12 protein-coding genes are annotated in these 19830 nt (G+C 40.1%); 9 read left to right on the top strand and 3 right to left on the bottom strand.

Annotated features, from left to right (window positions below):
- The first annotated feature begins 6 nt into the window (after positions 1–6).
- The 4 genes from gyrB to SJ312_RS16545 all read left to right on the top strand — a co-directional run bounded on the left by gyrB (position 7) and on the right by SJ312_RS16545 (position 7828).
- On the top strand, positions 7–2421 hold the full coding sequence (gyrB, locus tag SJ312_RS16560) for a DNA topoisomerase (ATP-hydrolyzing) subunit B (RefSeq protein WP_319868097.1): 2415 nt from the start codon (positions 7–9) through the stop codon (positions 2419–2421).
- 298 nt (positions 2422–2719) lie between these two features.
- On the top strand, positions 2720–5617 hold the full coding sequence (locus SJ312_RS16555) for an autotransporter domain-containing protein (RefSeq protein ID WP_319868096.1): 2898 nt from the start codon (positions 2720–2722) through the stop codon (positions 5615–5617).
- Between the two features lie 210 nt (positions 5618–5827).
- A complete protein-coding gene (locus SJ312_RS16550) occupies positions 5828–7411 on the top strand; it encodes a phosphoethanolamine transferase (RefSeq protein ID WP_165880017.1) in 1584 nt (527 codons plus the stop codon).
- Positions 7412–7480: 69 nt separating this feature from the next.
- Complete coding sequence (locus SJ312_RS16545; protein ID WP_140172680.1) at positions 7481–7828, top strand: DUF1622 domain-containing protein; 348 nt, start codon at positions 7481–7483, stop codon at positions 7826–7828.
- A 70-nt stretch (positions 7829–7898) separates the two neighbouring features.
- On the opposite strand, the gene asd is transcribed toward SJ312_RS16545, so the two are convergent.
- The 3 genes from asd to SJ312_RS16530 form a co-directional block, all read right to left on the bottom strand.
- Positions 7899–9005: an aspartate-semialdehyde dehydrogenase gene (gene asd / locus SJ312_RS16540; protein WP_004906258.1), complete on the bottom strand. Its 1107-nt coding sequence runs from the start codon at positions 9003–9005 to the stop codon at positions 7899–7901.
- A gap of 335 nt (positions 9006–9340) precedes the next feature.
- Positions 9341–9481, bottom strand: a complete 141-nt coding sequence (gene ykgO, locus SJ312_RS16535; RefSeq protein ID WP_004906260.1) for a type B 50S ribosomal protein L36 — start codon at positions 9479–9481, stop codon at positions 9341–9343.
- A gap of 2 nt (positions 9482–9483) precedes the next feature.
- Entirely contained in the window at positions 9484–9744 is a 261-nt protein-coding gene (locus SJ312_RS16530; RefSeq protein WP_004906261.1) for a type B 50S ribosomal protein L31, read from the bottom strand.
- 251 nt (positions 9745–9995) lie between these two features.
- Between SJ312_RS16530 and nagK the strand changes: the two genes are divergently transcribed.
- From nagK to SJ312_RS16505, 5 genes are all read left to right on the top strand, one after another.
- Positions 9996–10907 carry an N-acetylglucosamine kinase gene (nagK, locus tag SJ312_RS16525; RefSeq protein ID WP_094962017.1) on the top strand — a complete coding sequence of 304 codons (912 nt, stop codon included), beginning with the start codon at positions 9996–9998 and terminating at the stop codon, positions 10905–10907.
- A gap of 389 nt (positions 10908–11296) precedes the next feature.
- Complete coding sequence (locus tag SJ312_RS16520) at positions 11297–11935, top strand: OB-fold-containig protein (protein WP_110592764.1); 639 nt, start codon at positions 11297–11299, stop codon at positions 11933–11935.
- A gap of 75 nt (positions 11936–12010) precedes the next feature.
- Positions 12011–14212 (top strand): flotillin family protein, encoded by a 2202-nt coding sequence (locus SJ312_RS16515; protein WP_094961989.1) that lies wholly within the window; start codon positions 12011–12013, stop codon positions 14210–14212.
- 80 nt (positions 14213–14292) lie between these two features.
- Positions 14293–19230, top strand: coding sequence for a DNA repair ATPase (locus SJ312_RS16510; RefSeq protein WP_319868095.1), 4938 nt, complete (start codon positions 14293–14295; stop codon positions 19228–19230).
- Positions 19230–19805, top strand: a complete 576-nt coding sequence (locus tag SJ312_RS16505) for a rhomboid family intramembrane serine protease (protein WP_004906266.1) — start codon at positions 19230–19232, stop codon at positions 19803–19805. The genes SJ312_RS16510 and SJ312_RS16505 overlap by 1 nt, the downstream gene beginning before the upstream one ends.
- Positions 19806–19830 lie beyond the last annotated feature (25 nt).

The raw sequence follows: 19830 nt of genomic DNA, 5'->3' as shown, positions 1-19830 counted from the left end.
ACGTTGATGTCGAATACATATGACTCCTCAAGTATCAAGGTATTAAAAGGACTGGATGCGGTGCGTAAGCGCCCGGGCATGTATATCGGTGATACAGACGATGGAACAGGTCTTCATCACATGGTTTTCGAGGTTGTCGACAACGCTATCGACGAAGCCCTCGCAGGCTTTTGTGATGATATCGTGATCACTATCCATGCCGATAACTCTATCTCCGTACAGGATGATGGACGTGGTATCCCTACAGGTATCCACGAAGAAGAAGGCGTCTCCGCCGCAGAGGTTATCATGACCGTTCTGCACGCTGGCGGAAAATTTGATGACAACTCCTATAAAGTCTCCGGCGGTTTGCACGGTGTTGGGGTTTCCGTTGTTAACGCCTTATCTGAAAAATTAGAATTAGTTATCCGCCGTGATGGCAAAGTTCATGAGCAAATCTACAAACACGGTGAGCCTCAAGGGCCTCTGACTGTAGTCGGCGAAACCGACCAAACAGGAACACGCGTTCGTTTTTGGCCAAGCATGGACACCTTCAAAGGAGTGACTGAATTTGAATACGACGTCTTAGCAAAACGCTTACGTGAGTTATCGTTCCTAAACTCAGGTGTTTCTATTAAGCTCGTCGATAAACGCGATGGCAAAGAAGACCATTTCCATTATGAAGGCGGTATTAAAGCCTTTGTTGAGTATTTAAGCCGTAACAAAACCCCTATCCACCCTTCTGTCTTTTATTTTTCAACTGAAAAAGACGGTATTGGCGTCGAAGTTTCAATGCAGTGGAATGATGGTTTCCAAGAAAACGTATACTGCTTCACCAATAACATTCCTCAGCGTGATGGGGGAACTCACCTCGCTGGTTTCCGTGCAGCAATGACGCGTACATTGAATAACTACATGGAAAAAGAAGGCTACCAGAAGAAAAGCAAAGTCAACGCAACTGGTGACGATGCACGTGAAGGCCTGATTGCAGTTATTTCAGTAAAAGTTCCAGACCCTAAATTCTCATCACAGACCAAAGAAAAATTGGTCTCTTCCGAAGTGAAAACGGCGGTTGAAACGATGATGAATGAGAAATTAGTTGAGTATTTACTGGAAAACCCAAACGACGCGAAAATCGTTGTGGGTAAAATCATCGATGCAGCACGCGCACGTGAAGCAGCACGTAAAGCCCGCGAAATGACTCGCCGTAAAGGCGCGTTAGACTTAGCTGGCTTGCCAGGTAAACTGGCTGACTGCCAAGAACGTGACCCTGCGCTATCTGAACTGTACCTTGTGGAAGGGGACTCCGCGGGCGGATCTGCAAAACAAGGCCGTAACCGTAAGAACCAAGCCATTTTGCCACTGAAAGGTAAAATTCTAAACGTAGAGAAAGCGCGTTTCGATAAAATGCTTTCTACACAAGAAGTTGCGACCCTGATTACGGCATTAGGCTGTGGTATTGGTCGTGATGAATATAACCCAGACAAACTGCGTTATCACAGCATCATTATCATGACGGATGCGGACGTCGATGGTTCGCACATTCGTACGTTACTGTTGACCTTCTTCTACCGCCAAATGCCTGAAATTGTTGAACGTGGTCATATCTTTATCGCTCAACCACCACTGTATAAAGTGAAACGTGGTAAACAAGAGCAATACATTAAAGATGACGATGCGATGGACGATTACCTGATTTCTATCGCCCTTGATGGTGCTGAACTGCATTTAAGTGCCGAAGCTCCAGCAATGAAAGGCGAAGAACTGGAAAAACTGGTTGTCGAATATAATGCCGCACACCGTATTATTCGTCGTCTTGAGCGCCTTTACCCTCAAGCCCTACTTAACAGCTTGGTTTATCAGTCAACCTTGACTGAAGATGATTTAAAAGTCAGCGAAAAAGTGGAAGAATGGGCTAAAACTTTGGTTAAGCGCTTAGAAGATAACGAGCAATTCGGTAGCACATATAGTTATACCATTAACGAAAACCGTGAACGTCAATTATTCGAACCAACTATCCGTATTCGCACCCATGGTGTTGATACCGACTATAATCTCGATTTTGATTTTGTTCATGGCAGTGAATACCGCCGTATCACTCATTTAGGTGACTTAATCAGTGGCTTAATTGAAGAAGGTGCTTACATCAAGCGTGGTGAACGCCGTCAAGATATCAGTAACTTCGAAGAAGCTTTGGCTTGGTTAACACGTGAGTCACGTCGCGGCCTATACGTACAGCGTTATAAAGGTCTTGGTGAAATGAACCCTGAGCAACTTTGGGAAACCACCATGAACCCTGAGACGCGCCGTATGATGCGTGTAACGGTTAAAGATGCAATTGCAACCGACTTACTATTCACCACATTAATGGGTGATGCTGTTGAGCCGCGCCGTGCATTTATCGAAGAGAATGCATTAAAAGCAGCAAATATTGATATTTAACTATTCTGCTAATTAAACGTTATTCAATAACCCCATACGAAAGTTTGGGGTTATTTTTTATGATTTTTTTTATAGCTATTATTTTATTTTTACTATTTAATCAAACCAATAATAAAATAATAAAAAAACAAAACCAATCAATAAAAAGCCTCTTCGTAAAAAACAAAACAATTAAAAATAAAACTTATCACTTTAATTAATAACGGTTTTTTATTTTTAAAACTGTCATAAAAGATAAATATATTATAAATAAACTCCGCCAAATGAAATTTTTACCAATAGCATCGGCGGAGTTATAATGAGAAAAATTTTTATTTCAGCATCAATGACCTTATTGCCATTCATATTCACCAATACTCTAACAGCAAAAACGAATCTTTTAGAATTAGAGAAAAATATTATCAATACAAGAAGTGCATGGCTTGAAGATATAAAACAAAATATTATTAATAATACACCTAAAGAAGGTAGCGAAGTTGCTGAGCAAGATAGGCTGATTAGTAACGAATACATCAATATTACAGGTGAAAGGAAAAATTTAGCACTCGCGGATAAATCCCAAAACTCAGGTTATTTATTTAATAGTTATCAAACCATCCTGTTTGGCGAACATGATCTTAACCTAAGAAACCATAGCCAATACAAAGAAATCAATTTATTACATGACACAAGTACTCGTGCTTATGATGAAAAAAAGCAGCGTACTCGGTCAGTCGATTTTATTCTTAAAGACCATTTTAAACGCGGTCGCCCTTATCAAGTGTTGAATGATGAAGGCCATTATATTGCGGGCTACTCACAAATACAGGGCTCATCTTACCCTAGTGGCCATACGTGGAATGGTTTTAAACAAGCTGCCGTATTAGCGATGATTTTCCCTGAAAAAGGCAGTGAAACGTTCAACCGAGCGATTGAATACGGTGAAAGCCGCGTGATTATTGGCGCACACTTCGCCACCGATACCATCGCTTCCCGTGTAGGTAATTATTATTTATTATCACAGCTACTATCCGATGAAAAAAACACCAAATTCATTGTTGAATCGGCAAAAAATATTCGTAATGACATTTCATCATCATGTTCAAATAACATACAAAATTGCCTAACCGTTTCTTCCCCTATTACCAATGACCACATTGGTTATTATGGAAAAAAAGAAATACAAGATACACCAATGATCGACCCTAAAAATATCCCTAAAACGGCGGGTTATTTACTTCGATTACGTTTCCCTTACTTGAATAATGCACAATGGAATAATATTTTAGCCAGCACGGCATATCCAAGCCAGTCAATTGCGGGTTGGAATATCAAAGAAAATGATCCGAACTCTTATTGGGGATTAATTAACCTACCTACGGCTTATCATGGCCCCGCTTATTTATATGAAAACTTTATCGTCAACCAAAACACTAATGACTTTGATATTGCTAATTTTGGAAAGTTAGATGAATGGACAAACAATATACAAGGCACAGGAAAGTTAACGAAACAGGGCCAAGGAACATTAGTATTATCTGGTAACAATACCTTCGGAGGCTTTACAGTAAACCAAGGCCATTTAGTCTTAACGGGTGAAAATAAATACTCGCAAAAATCCTATATTAATGGCGGAATCGTCACCCTGAAAAAAACCTTAAACTCTTCATTAGATATTAATAAAGGCGCGCTGGTCCTAGATAACGGCAAAATCGGAGCTTCCGTCAATATTAACCACCACGGTTTACTAACGGGCAATGGAAGCATTTATCAATTAACCGCCAACCAAGGCGCTGTTGTTGCACCTGGCCATTCAGTTGGCACAATTAATATTGTTGATTCCGTGAGTTTTGCACCAGATAGCCATTATTTGGTTGAAATCAATCCAGCAGGTAAAAACGATAAGATCATCAGCCAAGGCTCAGCTTCATTAAAGGGCGGGACCGTCAGTGTCACTCTTGAAAATCAAAATAGCCCGCTTTCTAAGCAAGATATCAACCAACTATTTGATACACAATATACGATATTAACTGCTCAAAAAGGGATTGATGGCCAATTTGATGCCGTTGTACCTAATTACCAGTTTATTGGAACGACGCTAAATTACTCCCCCAAAGAAGTCACACTTAAAATAGGGCGTAATAACACGGCATTTTCCAGCACGGCAGCAACACAAAACCAAATCGCAGTGGCTGAAGCCATTGAAACACTTCCTACGCACCATGCGCTTTATGAACAAACGTTGAAAAGCCAAACAAAACAACAAGCTCAAACGATATTTAGCAATGTCACAGGCCAAATATACGCTGACGTATTATCCAATCAAATAAATAATAGCCGTCAGATTAAAGAAACACTACTTGAGCAAGCTCGCTTATCTGAATCATGGGGTAGCGAAAACAAAGGCAATGTGTGGGTCAAAATGCTCTATGATTGGGATAAAACGACCGACGATAACAATGCCACTGGGTATAAATCATCAAATTATGGTTTATTGCTTGGGGCAAATCGACGTTTTATTAACGAAAAAATGACATTAGGTATCGTCGCAGGTTTTAGCCAAAGTGACTTATCTAACCACTTTGACCACGCTAACAGTAATAACTACCATGCCGCCATTTATGGTAGCGCTTTATGGCAACCTATCGCGGTTCGTGCAGGGCTCGGTCACACTTCACATCTCATTCATACCGAACGCTCAATCAGTGATGGTACAAGTCACTCATCGAGCTATTATACCAATACACATCAAGCATTTATGGAGCTGGCCTATCCAATTAACTCAAAAGGGATAAATATTGAGCCATTTACCAATCTCACTTATATCAGCGCAATGAATCATGCTATTAATGAGAACATCAACAGCACATCACTACAGGCACGTAAACAGCGCATCAATACGGTGTTATCAACCCTTGGGCTACGCCTTGATAACCAATGGAAATTGAGTAAAACATCAAATATCGGTTTACACGGTGAGCTTAACTGGCAATATCAATACGGAAATTTAAATAGAGGACTAAAATTGAATTTTACCGATACCACGAGCTCATTTACAACGCATAGTGTTCCTGCATCACGCCATGGTGTCGCATTAAAAGTCGGTACCGATATCAATATAAAAGAAAATACTAAGCTATCAATTAATTATAATAAATTTTTATCAAAAAATTATCACGATAACAATATTGATGCCAAAATTGCGGTAACTTTCTAACTCAATACTTTACCTCCCCTCGCAACTTGTGGGGGGCAGGTCATGACTAAACATCACGAGATTTTACAGTTTTTTACGCCACTATTTTGATTATCTTATCTTTTTTTATGTTATAAACAAACAACGCCCTAAGTTAATTAGATGTTAATTAACTATTTTTTAATTGTCTCTATAACCTCAGGTAAGGTCAAAAATACGTAAAATAACACTATGATACGCCAACTTATTATTTCAATTTATGCATTATTGATATCTATCACCCCTGTATTTTTCAGTGGAGATGCCAGCATTATGGCTGACATTGCCATCGTCATTTCAGGGGCGCTGATAATACTGTTATGTGCTGGTATTTATCGCTTTTTGCTTGGCAAAATTTTCACTGTGTTTGTTTCACTCCTGTGGGCTCTCAATTTATCTGTTTCATTCTTCTTTTATCAAAAACACGATATCCGCTTTTCTTCTTCGATTGCAGAAACTTTTATCAATACCAATAGCAGTGAAACCGTAGGAATGCTTTCCTATAACATTGGTTATGTTATTTTTTATTTATTTGTTTTTTCTGCTTATTTAGCATGTATTCATCAATGTGCAAAATACATGAATCGTCGTATAACAACGACAAGTATGGCTCTACTTTGTGGCTATCTATTAGCTATTCCAACCTATTACGCCTCATTACTAAGCAAGCCTGATAGCGCATTATTGATCACAGAAAAATACTTCTTAAATACCCCTTTCTACAATGCGGCGGCTTTAGTCAAAAATTTATATGAAAACAGAGGCATAAAAAAAATATCATCACAAAAGGTCGCATTTAACTACCAGAAAAAAGCATCTGAAACTGAAATCTATGTTCTTGTCATTGGTGAGTCATTGCGCCGTGATCATATGGGTTTTTACGGCTATCAGTATAATACAACGCCTAACTTAAATAAGCGCAAATCACAAATATTGGCGTTTCAACAAGCTTATTCCCCTGCACCTGTGACTATCTTGTCAGTCCCTATTTCACTGTCTAATATTCGCTTTGAGCAAATGCAGGATAAATCACACTATTCGGACAATATCATTTCATTAGCCAATCATGCGGGCTTTAAAACCTATTGGGTCAGCAACCAGGGAAAAACCAATAAACGTACCAGTATCATTTCTGCTATTGCTTCTATGTCACAAAAGAAAACGTGGAACGAATTTGTCGGCTACGATGAAGAGCTGCAAGATGACTTCAATAACGCGATCAATGACCCTACTGATAAGAAAAAACTCATTGTGTTACATACTTATGGCAGCCATGAACCTGCCTGTAACCGTTTTCCTGAAGATGAGCTAAAAACATTTAGTGGCCAAGACGATGACGATTGCTACGACAGTTCAATTGCTTATACCGATAAATTTATCGAAAGCCTAATGCAACAACTCGAAGGGAAACCTGCGACGTTGATGTACTATTCAGACCACGCATTACAACGCCTAGACAGCGATAACAATATTCACTACCACCATGGCGTTAACAACCCAAGAAAAGAAGCCTATGAAATCCCCTTGCTGATTTGGTACAGTCAAAGCGCCAGTAAACCAAGTATCAGCCCAGAAAATTTACAGTCTCCCTATTCTACTGCGAATAATTATTGGCTAATCAGTGATTGGCTTAATATACAACAAGGTTCACAGCAAGCTTGCTTATCACCTTTACGTGAATGTTATCAACCCAATAAAAATATTCAGGTAATCGATGGCAATCGAAATATTTTATCCATTAGCCAATTACCTTCTGAGACGATAGATCCACAATAAAACTCGATATTTTGCGAATATTTGCCCATAGTTAACAAATATGAATCCTGCTTACCTATCGAGGTTTTAATGTTCGATTTAGTTTTTTTACGTGAATTACTGGTGTCTAGTGTTCACGTACTCCAGTTACTTTTAGAAGCAATTTCAGTCATCTGCGTGGTGATTGGGTTAATCAAGACCCTAATCGTGTGGATGAAAACCCAAAAAGCACGTACCGCTCGCTATTGTTTTGGTGATTGGTTAGCGACTGCATTGGAGTTCCAACTCGCTGCGGATATTTTAGCAACGACCGTCGACCCTGATTTAGATAGCCTTATCAAATTAGGTATTATTGCCGTGATCCGAACATTCTTGAACTACTTCTTGGCAAAAGAGTTAGAACACCAGCCACCGCAGAATGAACCTGATCGTCAGTAATTTAGGTACAAAAAAACCTGCATATTGAATTATGCAGGTTTATCGAATACGACTTATCGCTGTGCCGCTCTTATAATAAAATTCTTAGCATACGGCGAAGAGGCTCGGCGGCTCCCCACAATAATTGGTCACCAACCGTAAAGGCAGATAAGTATTCAGGGCCCATATTCAGTTTACGCAAGCGACCAACAGGAGTGCTAAGCGTACCAGTAACTGCCGCTGGAGTTAACTCACGCATAGTAATTTCGCGGTCATTAGGAACCACTTTCACCCAATCATTATGTGAGGCAAGCAATTGCTCAACTTCATTCAACGGAACATCTTTTTTCAGCTTCAATGTGAAAGCTTGGCTATGACAGCGCAGCGCACCAATACGTACACATAAACCATCAACTGGAATAATGTTATTGCCTGTTGCAAGAATTTTGTTCGTTTCCGCTTGGCCTTTCCATTCTTCACGGCTTTGACCGTTTTCTAATGCTTTATCAATCCACGGGATCAGGCTGCCCGCTAATGGTACACCGAACGCATCCGTTGGCATTGTGCCACTACGAGTGAAATCTGTGACTTTTTTCTCAATATCTAAAATAGCAGAAGCTGGGTCTTGGAGTTCTTTAGCGACCTGAGTATGTAAAGACCCCATTTGTGCCAGAAGCTCACGCATATTACGAGCCCCTGCCCCTGATGCTGCTTGATAAGTTGCAACAGATGCCCATTCCACTAAATTATTAGTGAACAGCCCACCTAAAGACATCAACATCAGGCTTACCGTACAGTTACCACCAACAAAGGTCTTAATGCCTTTATTTAACCCATCTTGGATATGTTGGTTATTCACTGGGTCAAGAATAATAATCGCATCATCTTTCATACGTAATGAAGATGCCGCATCAATCCAGTAACCATTCCAACCAGACTCACGAAGTTTAGGATAAACTTCATTAGTGTAATCACCACCTTGGCAGCTAATAATAATATCCAGCGCTTTTAATGCATCAATATCAAAGGCATCCTGTAAAACACCACGGTGACCACCATAAACAGGTGCTTCGGCACCATGTTGTGATGTGGTAAAGAAAACAGGATGAATCGCATCAAAATCACGTTCTTCTACCATTCTCTGCATCAATACTGAGCCGACCATTCCCCGCCAGCCAACAAACCCTACATTTTTCATTTTTACTCACCCTGTTCGTTTAAATTTTTACCAAGAAATTTCTAGTTTCGACTCCACAAAGTAAATACCGTCATTGTTATCATTCATTAAGTATTCACAAAAATTGAAGCTAGAAATTTTTCGGATGTATTAAACCTGACAAAATATGCATCTATGTGCAAGTGAATTTCATCACTAATAATAAGAAGATTAGTAATTATGCTAATAATCGAGGGAATCAGAGGGCAAAAAAACAAATAAAAAAAGCCACGGCAGAGAGCAATAATCTGCAATGGCTAAGCGGATAAAATATAAAGCGATACAGGAAATTTTATAATTATATTTAAATTCAATAGTTAACGTTTTTTCTTACAACCTTGAACCGCTTTAAAGCGCGGGTTTGTTTTACAAATGACATACACCCGCCCACGACGGCGAACAATTTGGCAATCTGGATGACGGGTTTTTGCCGTTTTTAATGAACTCAGTACTTTCATCTTTATTTACCCTCTGACTGTAAAAAACGACCAAAGCGTTTCTGGAACTGTGCCGTTTTACCTTCCTGAGAAATCATTTTCTGTTTACCGGTATAAAACGGATGTGACTGAGAAGAGACATCAAGCGTGACATATGGAAATATTTCACCCTCATACTCGATTGTTTTTTCAGTTTTTATTGTTGAACCTACTTTAAAATAGGCGTCTGCACTTGTGTCATGGAAAACCACGGTGCGGTATTGTGGATGGATTCCCTGTTTCATAATAACCACCTAAATGTAATGTTATAATATAACAATAACGCATTTAAAATAGTGGTGCAATTATTTTTTATTCAAAAAGGTTCAAAAAGGCTAAAAGTTAAGAAAAGGTGCCATATACAAAATAAAAACCAAAACAGTAATTTATCCTCTGATGAACTTTTGTATAATTAGATCAGTAGATTCCATCATTTATTATTTATCAAATAGATACGTTATCTTTTTAATAAATAAACCATTAGGGGAAGATGAAAATGTATTACGGCTTTGACATGGGCGGGACAAAAATTGAGCTTGCCGTCTTTGACAACGAATTAAATCAGGTCTGGCAAAAGCGTGTTCCTACACCCAAAGATGACTACCAAACGCTCTTAAATACGTTTCTCGAACTCACACTCGAAGCAGATGAAAAATTTAATTGCCAAGGAAAAGTTGGTGTTGGCGTCCCCGGTATCGTAAACCATGCTGAAGGAACCGTATTTACAACCAATGTCCCTACTGCACAATACAAACCTTTAATTCATGATCTTGCTAATATATTACAACGCCCAGTAAAAGTAGAAAATGATGCAAATTGCTTTGCATTATCAGAAGCTTGGGACCCTGACTTCAAACGCTATCCTACCGTCCTTGGTTTAATTTTAGGGACTGGTGTGGGCGGTGGGTTTATTATAAATGGCAAAGTTTTATCCGGTAAAAATGGAATCGCTGGAGAAATTGGCCATATGAACCTCAGCGTTCGTGGAGCCAAGCTGTTAGGGGAAAAAGTTCCTGAAATAACTTGCGGCTGTGGCCAAACTGCTTGTTTTGAAACCTACCTATCAGGCCCAGGCTTTGAGCGTATTTATTCCTCATTCACCAATGAAAAACGTTCCGCTATCGAAATTATCGAACAATATAAACAAGGTGATATTCAAGCAAAAGAACATGTTAACCGCTATATGTCATTACTTGCGATGTTTATGGGGCAAATTGTCACTGTTTTTGACCCCGATTTAGTGGTTATTGGCGGAGGTTTGTCACAGTTTGAAGAAATCTATAAACAACTACCAGAAGTGCTTCCACAATACCTTTATGGCATCGCAACACTACCTGCAATTGAAAAAGCACGTTATGGTGACTCTGGAGGTGCACGAGGTGCGGCATTCCTGAACTTGATAGACTAATCTTACTTTTTTGCGCTTCATAGATGCTTTAAACAGTGAAGCGCAAATTTATCACCTTAATCAACTCTATTCTCCCCATTTTGTACTTTAAACCCCCATTCTTTGTTTGAGAATGATTATCATCAACTTAACGATTAATGGTAAAATTCTCTCCTATCAATGCCCTGTTATTATCAATAAGACTTTAGGAATAACTTCACCAAATAAAACTGGATAAACAACCAGTGTTATAAGAAACTCCCAAAAAATAAAAGTGCTTATAGACTAGTCTGATACTGCTATTAATTAAAAAATATATTATTAAGTTAAATTATTTTATGGTGATAAATTAAACAAACGTTACTTTTCACGTAAACTCAATAATGTATTAATAATAAAGAGAAAACCCTATGAGTTTGTTTTTCCATAACAGTTTGATGTTCCCAACAATTATCTTTAGTGGTTTGCTAATCATTGTTTTATTTTATTGGTTATGTGCCGCTTTTGGTTTATTGGATATCGACGTATTTAATATTGATACCGAATTTGATGCCGGTATTGATGCAACCGGTTTTGCTGGCTGGTTAACTAAGCTTGGCTTAGCAGGGATCCCTGTCACCATTATTGTCACGTTATTTACTCTTTTTGGCTGGATAATCAGTTATTTCAGCGTACATATCTTTATTCGCTTCATTGATACTGACTTATTACGCTATCTCGTCAGCTTCGCCGTTTTTGCGATCACCCTATTTATCTCTCTTCATTTAACCGCTTTGTGCTTAAAACCTGTGCGTAAAAAACTAGTGAGCCTCAATAAACCAAAAACAGTACAACAACTTATCGGTAAATACGCCACTGTACGGTCAGGAGCGGTAACTGAACAAAATGGCGAGGCACTATTAGAAGATGGTGGAGCTGGGTTAATTCTACAAATACGCGCCCCATCCTCAGAACAGTTAAAACGCGGTGATCGTGTAGTCATCATTAGCTATGACGCAGCATCGCACAGTTATCAAGTTGTCAGTGAAAATGAATTTCGCCACGGATAACTTCTCTTTTTAAAAATAAATATCTTGCTTGCATAATCGAAATGACGTCATCGTCAGAACCAATGGAGAATCAATATGGACTTGGCTGCACTAATGCCCTTTTTAACAATTATCGGGGGGATCATCCTAGTTATTTTAGGGTTCTTTGGGTTATTCAAAGCCTTCTATATCAAAGTCCCACAAGGTACTGCTTTGATTGTCAATGACATGTCATCACAGCCTAAAGTGCATTTTACAGGGGCATTAGTTTACCCTGTCATCTACAAAAAAGAATTCATGCGTATTTCTTTGCTAACACTTGAAGTTGATCGCCGCGGTAAAGATGGCTTGATTTGTCATGATAACTTACGTGCTGATATCACCGTTGCTTTCTATTTGCGAGTGAATGAAACGACGGAAGACGTGCTGAAAGTTGCAAAAGCTATCGGTGTTGACCGTGCATCAGACCATCAAGCGGTCAGCACGTTATTCAGTGCAAAATTCTCTGAAGCCTTAAAAACAGTAGGTAAGCAACTGGATTTAGCCACTTTATTTGAAAACCGACAAGACTTCCGTGACCGCATTGTTGATGTGATAGGAAAGGACCTTAACGGCTACGCCCTTGAAGATGTAGCTATTGATTACCTAGAACAAACACCTAAATCAGCCTTAGACCCAAATAATATCTTTGACTCCGAAGGTATTCGTAAAATTACTGAAATCACCGCAATTCACAATATTGAGACCAACCAAAAAGAGCGTGACCAAGAGCTCGCAATTCAAAAGAAAAACGTTGAAACCCGCGAAGCAAGTTTAGCTTTAGAGCGCCAACAAGCCGATGCCGAAGCTCGCCAAAAACGTGAAATTGATAATATTCGTGCCCGTGAACAAGCTGAAACTTTACGTGTTCAAGAAGAAGAACGCCTTAAAGCAGAGCAAGCGCGTATTCAAACCCAGCAAGAAATTGAAATCCGTGAAGAAAACCGCATGCGTGAAGTTGAAGTCGCTCAACAAAACCGTACTCGTGCTGTAGCTATCGAAGAAGAGCGAGTGAGCCGAGCACGTGAGCTTGAAATTGTTGCCCGTGAAAGAGAAGTTGAATTACAGCGCATAGAAAAAGAAAAAGCACTCGAAGAAGAACGCAAAAATATCTCCAATGTTATACGTGAACGTGTAGCAGTTGAAAAAACCGTGGCACAGGAAGAGGAACGAATCAAAGAAGTTCGTGAAGTCTCTGAAGCTGAACGTATGCGCCAAGTCACAGTGATTAATGCACAAGCAGAAGCGGAAGAATCGTTAGTTCGCCAAGTGAAAAAAGCCGAAGCCGATGAAGCCAGTGCTAAGCACCGTGCAGAAGAAATAAGCACCATGGCACAAGCAGAATTAGAAGCATCAGCAAAACAAGCTGAAGCCAAAAAACGCTTAGCTGAAGGGGTTGAAGCTGAACATGCGGCATTAGGTTTAGCAGAAGCTCGAGTTCGCCAAGCAACCGCAGAGGCGGAAGAAAAAGAAGGTCTTGTTCTTGCCAACATTACAGCTGAGAAATTGTTAGCGGAAGCACGTGGGCTGAAAGAAAAAGGCTTAACGGAAGCTCAGGTAATGGAAGCCAAAGCCAAAGCAGAACAACAACAAGGATTTGCTGAAGCGAAAATCCTTGAAGAGAAATTAGCCGCTCAAGCTCGTGGTGAAGAACAACAAGCCAATGCCAAAGAAAAACTAGGCTTGGCTGATGCGAAAGTACTGGAAGAAAAACTGGCAGCACAAGCTCGAGGAGAAGGCCAATTAGGTTCAGCACAAGCAGAAGTTATCCGCCAACGCTTGAAAGCTGAAGCCGATGGTTTAACTGACAAATTTAAATCTATGGATCATCTCAGCGATACCGCTCGCTCTCATGAAGAGTTTCGTATGCGCCTTGAGAAAGAATTTGAACAAGCCATGGCATCTATCGACGCCAATAAAGAAATTGCCCGGGAGCAAGCTGATGTATTGGCTGCAGCGCTTAGCAAAACCAATATTGAAATTGTGGGCGGTGATGGCAGCTTCTTCAACACCTTCTCTAAAGCACTAAGCCTCGGAAAAGCCGTTGATGGTTTTATGGATAAAAGCAGTTTCGCAAAAGAAAATGTTGAAAAACTCATTAATCGTAGCAAAGAAGACAAAAAAGTTGATATTGCCGCATTATTGAAAAACCCCGAAGTTCAAGATCTTATAAACGGTTTTATGGCAGCTAAAGGGGCTAATCAGCCAGCAAAAACGGTTATATCAAAACCGATTCCACCAACGGATGACCAACTGTAAACCTTTAGCACATTGGGGTAGTGAACCTACCCCTATTGTTTTTCATTTTTATTGTCTTAGTTAAGGGAATTCGCTGCGTAATGTCAGATATTCAGGATACGGATCGCGAACAAGAAATACTCGATAGTGCTGTTGCAGAAGGTGGTGCTTATGAAATATTACGCAAACGCCTGACCGACCAAGGGCAACAACTTCATCAAAAAGCCGCTCAACTCAATGAAATGCGGTTGGATGAATTCGGCCAGAGCCAAATGGATATCATTGGCCGCATTCGCATTCGTACTGAAAATAATTGCCAAGCAAGGGACATTGTCCGCGTTGGCGAGTGGCTTTTATTTGGCTATAACGTATTCCTCGGCCTAAAAAAAGAAACGCACCTCGAAGATGTATTTTCACTATATCGGTTAATTGAAAACGACAATGAGTTTGATGTTGAAGCAGTCCCTTATGAAGATACCTTCTTGAGTGATAATCGCTTTGTTCAAGATTTTACTGAACTCTATACCTATTATAAGAACACACAGTTACTGCAACTTGTTGAACGGGACGGCAAACTTCTTGCTAGTTTTCAAATTGGCGATCGCATCACGGACGTGCGAGTTTTTCGCTGGTCAATCTCCAGCGACAAACGCAAAATTGAGTATATTGATAACCGGGGTGAACGCGATATCGCCCTCCCACCAGCCTATGACTTTGAATGGCAAAAAACCACGCGAGAAGACACCGTTAACGGCCGATACCCTCACATCAATATTCTTGACACCGTATTCATTGAAACTATCGGCGGTGATTTAACCATCAAGTGTGAAAATAACACTGAAGATGGTTTGGGGATTTACCGAGAAGCGGTTCTTGATAAAAACCAATCACTAGACGACGCCCAAATTGAATACGCACAAACTGGCAGTTTAATTATCTTAAAAGTTTTACCTTATCGGGAAGAAACTTGGCGTTATTTAGTTTACAACACGTTATCCCAATCCGTACAACGTATTGATGCTATTGGGCAAGCGTGCGTCCAGTTACCAGAAGACCACGGTATTATTTTCCCTGGCGGTTACTACTTACAAAATGGTGATTATAAAACGTTTGAACAGCCTATGGATGGAATGCGTTTTCGCCGTTTACGTCGTTCCCCAAATGGAGAGGATGTTCTATATGTTTTCTATTCACCAAATCAAGGTCGTATTGCCCTATTCAATTACAATTTAATTGAACGAACACTTTCAATTCCACTCATTGGGCATGGTTATGCCATGCTGGAAGATGGAAAAATGGTGTTATTTGAAGGCGAAGGGGAAGAAGCGACTCGCGTTCACCCAATGCAAGTTTGGCAGACCCCATTTTACTCAGAAGAGTTTGCCGACAAACAGCCTACTCGTAGCGGTTTTTTAGGCCGTATAGGTAATGCAGACTTAGTTCGTGGTATTTCTGAAATATTGCATGTATCCAAAGAAATAGAAGGCAGCCAAATTTCTATTGCTCGCTACGAACAACTCAGCCAACGAGCAAAAAATTTACTGGATATTTATTACTGGTTTGGTGATGAGCAATGCCTTGATATTGGCAAATTGCTTAAAGAAATCACTCAAACAAGTGAGCTCGTCCTTGATGAATATGAAAAGGTCGAAAGCATACGGCAGCAATCTGCCAAATCAATGAATGAAGCCATCAGCCGCCAAAAATCACTGCTTTCATTAACATTGCCTGAAAGTTGGGCTGATATTCAACAATTTGTTGATGGCTTAAATGCCCTAAGTGCTCAACGTGGGCACTTGATTTCACTGCGTGAATTTCGCTATATGGATTTAGAAAAACTTAGCGAAATGGAAAGCGAAATAGAGAAAAATCAACAATATGTATCACAAGAAACCGCTGTTTTTCTTGCTAGTGATAAAGCGTTACAGCCCTTTAAAACACAATTAACTGTTTTCGAAGAACAAATAGAAAAAGCCCAAAACAGTGCCCAGTTAGACATTCCCATGAAAGATATGGAAAAAATGTCTGCTGACTTAGATATGCTTTCAAACCTAATGGCATCACTAAGCTTCAACGATGTTACACAACAAACCCACATTATTGATGCTATTTCTCAAATCTATGCTCAGTTAAACCAATCCCGAGCTCGCTTACAACAAAAACGAAAATCACAAAACAATGTAGAAACTGTCGCACAGTTTGGTGCACAATTTCGCCTATTCAGCCAAGGCATTACCAATGCACTATCTCTTGCCACCGACCCTGAACGTTGTGATGATCAGCTATCAAGATTACTTGTTCAATTAGAAGAGCTCGAAAGCCAATTTAGCAGCCATGATGAATTTCTTGATGATATATTGGCAAAGCGTGAAGAATTACTCGAAACCTTTGAATCTCATAAACAAGTTCTTATTGATGACCGCCAGCGCCGCGCACAAAATTTAGTCACTGCTGCAGACCGTCTACTAGACAGCCTGCAACGACGAACAACTCGTTTACAGTCTCAAGATGAACTCAATGCTTTCTTTGCCTCAGACCCTCTGGCGCTTAAAACCCGTGAAATTATTGAAAAATTAAGGGAAATTAACGATAACGTTAAAGCTGATGATATTGACGCACGCCTGAAATCTTCTCGGGACCAAGCCATTCGAGTTTTACGTGATAAAATAGATATTTTTGAAAATGGTGGAAATGTCATTAAGCTCGGGCGTCACCGGTTCAGTGTAAATACCCAAGAGCTCGACCTCACCATTTTACCGAAAAATGAACAACTATGGGTTTATCTCACCGGGACAGATTTCCAAGAACCAATAGAAAATGAACAACTATCACAGCTAAAACCTTATTGGAGCGCCTCATTAGAGTCTGAATCTGATACGGTTTACCGCGCGGAATATCTTGCTTATTCAATTATCTATGCAGCAACAAAACGCCAAGAAGGGCTAAATTTTGATATCCTAAAAAACGCATTAACATCAACGGAAAAACTTGAAAAAATTGTCCGTGATTTTGCGAGCCCACGTTATAAAGAAGGTTATGAAAAAGGTATTCATGACCACGATGCTGTTGCTTTACTGAAAAAACTACTGCCAATCGGTGAAAGTGCTGATCTATTACGGTATAGCCCAACAGCCCGTGCTATCGCAGCTATTTATTGGCAACAAGTTCAAAATGACGATTTTCCTGCACTATGGCCTGAACGTGCAAGAACAGCCATGAATATTCACCAATTATTCCATAATGACAATGCATTACTTGACCTACAAGCCGAAATCGAAGCGGGAATTAGCTTGTTTTTACAAGATAACCCCATTCAATGCCAAGCTTATGAGCAGACTCAAGCCGCCGAATATCTTAGCTTTGCACTTGCAAGAACCCCGATAGAACTCGTCTATAGCAAATATGCAAGAGAATTAGTTTTAGCACTCCAGAGCCGCTTAGAAGAAGCCCATATGTGGGGAGATTTTAATCGCTCACAACAAAATTTAGGGGCTCGCTATGCCCAGCGCTGGTCATTAGTTCAAAACTGGTTACAAGGGCTGTGCTCAACCCCTGAATTTTCTCACCTTGTTCCATACATACCCGGTGCTATTGCCATTATTATCTTAGATAAAGCGGCTTCCGCTCGCTTTAGTGAAGCTGACCTTTACTTTAAAGTTAACGGGTTACTTGGCGAACATGCGACCATTGAAAACCAAACTCTATCACTGAGTTTAGATAACTACTTCAGCCGTATGCGAGGGCAACGGAAACGTTTTATCCCCGAATTTCGTCAGTATCAAGCACTGCGCCAACAGATTGTTACTGAAGAGCGTAGCCGTTTAAAACTGCATGAATATAAAGCAAAACCACTAAGTTCTTTTGTACGTAATAAACTGATAAACGATGTCTATTTGCCTATCATAGGCGATAACATGGCAAAACAAATTGGGGCTTTAGGGGAAGGTAAACGCACTGACCTCATGGGGCTACTCTTAATGATCTCACCACCAGGGTACGGTAAAACTACCTTAATGGAATATGCCGCAGACCGTTTAGGGCTAATTTTTATGAAGGTCAACGGCCCTGCTCTTGGTCATGATGTGCTTTCTCTAGACCCTGAACAAGCGCCTAATGCAACGGCAAGACAAGAGCTAGAAAAACTCAATTTAGCTTTAGAAATGGGTAATAATGTGATGTTATACGTTGATGATATTCAGCACACTCACCCTGAGTTTTTGCAAAAATTTATTTCCTTATGTGATGGAACAAGACGTATTGAAGGCGTTTGGAAAGGCAAAACCAAAACTTATGATATGCGGGGTAAAAAATTCTGTGTCGTTATGGCAGGTAACCCCTATACCGAGTCAGGGGAAGTTTTCCGAATCCCTGATATGCTTGCAAACCGCGCTGATATTTATAACCTTGGTGAGGTATTAGGTGGTATGGATGAAGCATTTTCCCTGAGCTATATAGAAAACAGCCTGACATCAAACCCAGTATTAGCCCCTCTTGCATTACGAGACCTGAACGACCTGTACTTATTTGTTGATAAAGCGATGGGTAAATCTGTCTCTACCAACACTTTAAGTTACCCGTACTCTGATGCAGAAATTAATGAAATCACATCGGTAATCAGTAAATTAATCAAGTTACGAGATGTTGTATTGAAAGTGAATCAACACTATATCGCCAGTGCAGCACAATCCGATAAGTACCGGACAGAACCCGCATTTCGCTTGCAAGGTAGTTACCGTAATATGAATAAGCTCAGCGAAAAAGTCTCTTCCGTTATGAATAATGATGAACTTGAAAGATTACTAGATGACCACTACTTGGGTGAGGCACAGCTGCTCACAACCGGCGCAGAAGAAAACTTACTCAAACTCGCTGAGTTACGAGGAACACTTACCGAAAAAGATGCAGCACGTTGGCAACAAATTAAGAAAGACTTTATGCGTAATAAATCTTTAGGTGGTGATAATACAGATATTGGTGATCGGGTTGTTGGTCAGTTAGCGTCGCTTGTTGAAAGTGTACAAGCGCTGGGTAACCACTAATGAAATATTTACAAGGGCATCCTCGCATTAAGCTATTAGTCTGCATTGTCGCAATTTTTATTGCGGTACAGCTTATTAATAGCTTAATGGCTGGGGGGTTAACTTCATTCGGAATTATACCACGCACAGCGACTGGGCTTATCGGTATATTCTTTGCCCCATTTATCCATAGTAATTGGGAGCATTTATTCAGTAATTTACCGCCATTTATCATACTAAGTGCCCTATTACTGCACCGTACTATTAAGGCATATTTGCTTGCATCACTATTTATTATTGTTGTTGGGGGTTTTGCTGTTTGGTTATTAGGTCGTAATGCTATTCATATCGGTGCCAGTGGTTGGGTTTTTGGTTTATGGGGCTTACTCATCGCCCAAGGTTTTTTCCGCCGAAGCTGGGTTGATATAGCTATCGCGTTATTAGTGCTATTCTATTTTGGCACAATGGCTAGCGGCTTATTACCGACTCACTTGTACATCTCAACTGAATCCCATATAGCAGGGGCTATTGCTGGGGTCATCTATGCATGGCTAAGTCATCGTTTCCATCAAAAAACCCATAATCTCTCACCTTAAATAGTATCCCAACACAGTTGTGACT

The sequence above is a fragment of the Providencia sp. CIM-Carb-044 genome (genome assembly GCF_033901115.1).
Classification (GTDB): Bacteria; Pseudomonadota; Gammaproteobacteria; order Enterobacterales; family Enterobacteriaceae; genus Providencia; species Providencia hangzhouensis.
The sequence above is the reverse complement of the archived record's forward strand: the minus strand, read 5'-3'. Positions and strand labels throughout refer to the sequence as shown.

Coding starts and splice junctions, on each gene's coding strand:
- gyrB (WP_319868097.1), top strand. CDS start 7: ATGTCGAATACATATGACTCCTCAAGTATCAAGGTATTAAAAGGACTG.
- SJ312_RS16555 (WP_319868096.1), top strand. CDS start 2,720: ATGAGAAAAATTTTTATTTCAGCATCAATGACCTTATTGCCATTCATA.
- SJ312_RS16550 (WP_165880017.1), top strand. CDS start 5,828: ATGATACGCCAACTTATTATTTCAATTTATGCATTATTGATATCTATC.
- SJ312_RS16545 (WP_140172680.1), top strand. CDS start 7,481: ATGTTCGATTTAGTTTTTTTACGTGAATTACTGGTGTCTAGTGTTCAC.
- asd (WP_004906258.1), bottom strand. CDS start 9,005: ATGAAAAATGTAGGGTTTGTTGGCTGGCGGGGAATGGTCGGCTCAGTA.
- ykgO (WP_004906260.1), bottom strand. CDS start 9,481: ATGAAAGTACTGAGTTCATTAAAAACGGCAAAAACCCGTCATCCAGAT.
- SJ312_RS16530 (WP_004906261.1), bottom strand. CDS start 9,744: ATGAAACAGGGAATCCATCCACAATACCGCACCGTGGTTTTCCATGAC.
- nagK (WP_094962017.1), top strand. CDS start 9,996: ATGTATTACGGCTTTGACATGGGCGGGACAAAAATTGAGCTTGCCGTC.
- SJ312_RS16520 (WP_110592764.1), top strand. CDS start 11,297: ATGAGTTTGTTTTTCCATAACAGTTTGATGTTCCCAACAATTATCTTT.
- SJ312_RS16515 (WP_094961989.1), top strand. CDS start 12,011: ATGGACTTGGCTGCACTAATGCCCTTTTTAACAATTATCGGGGGGATC.
- SJ312_RS16510 (WP_319868095.1), top strand. CDS start 14,293: ATGTCAGATATTCAGGATACGGATCGCGAACAAGAAATACTCGATAGT.
- SJ312_RS16505 (WP_004906266.1), top strand. CDS start 19,230: ATGAAATATTTACAAGGGCATCCTCGCATTAAGCTATTAGTCTGCATT.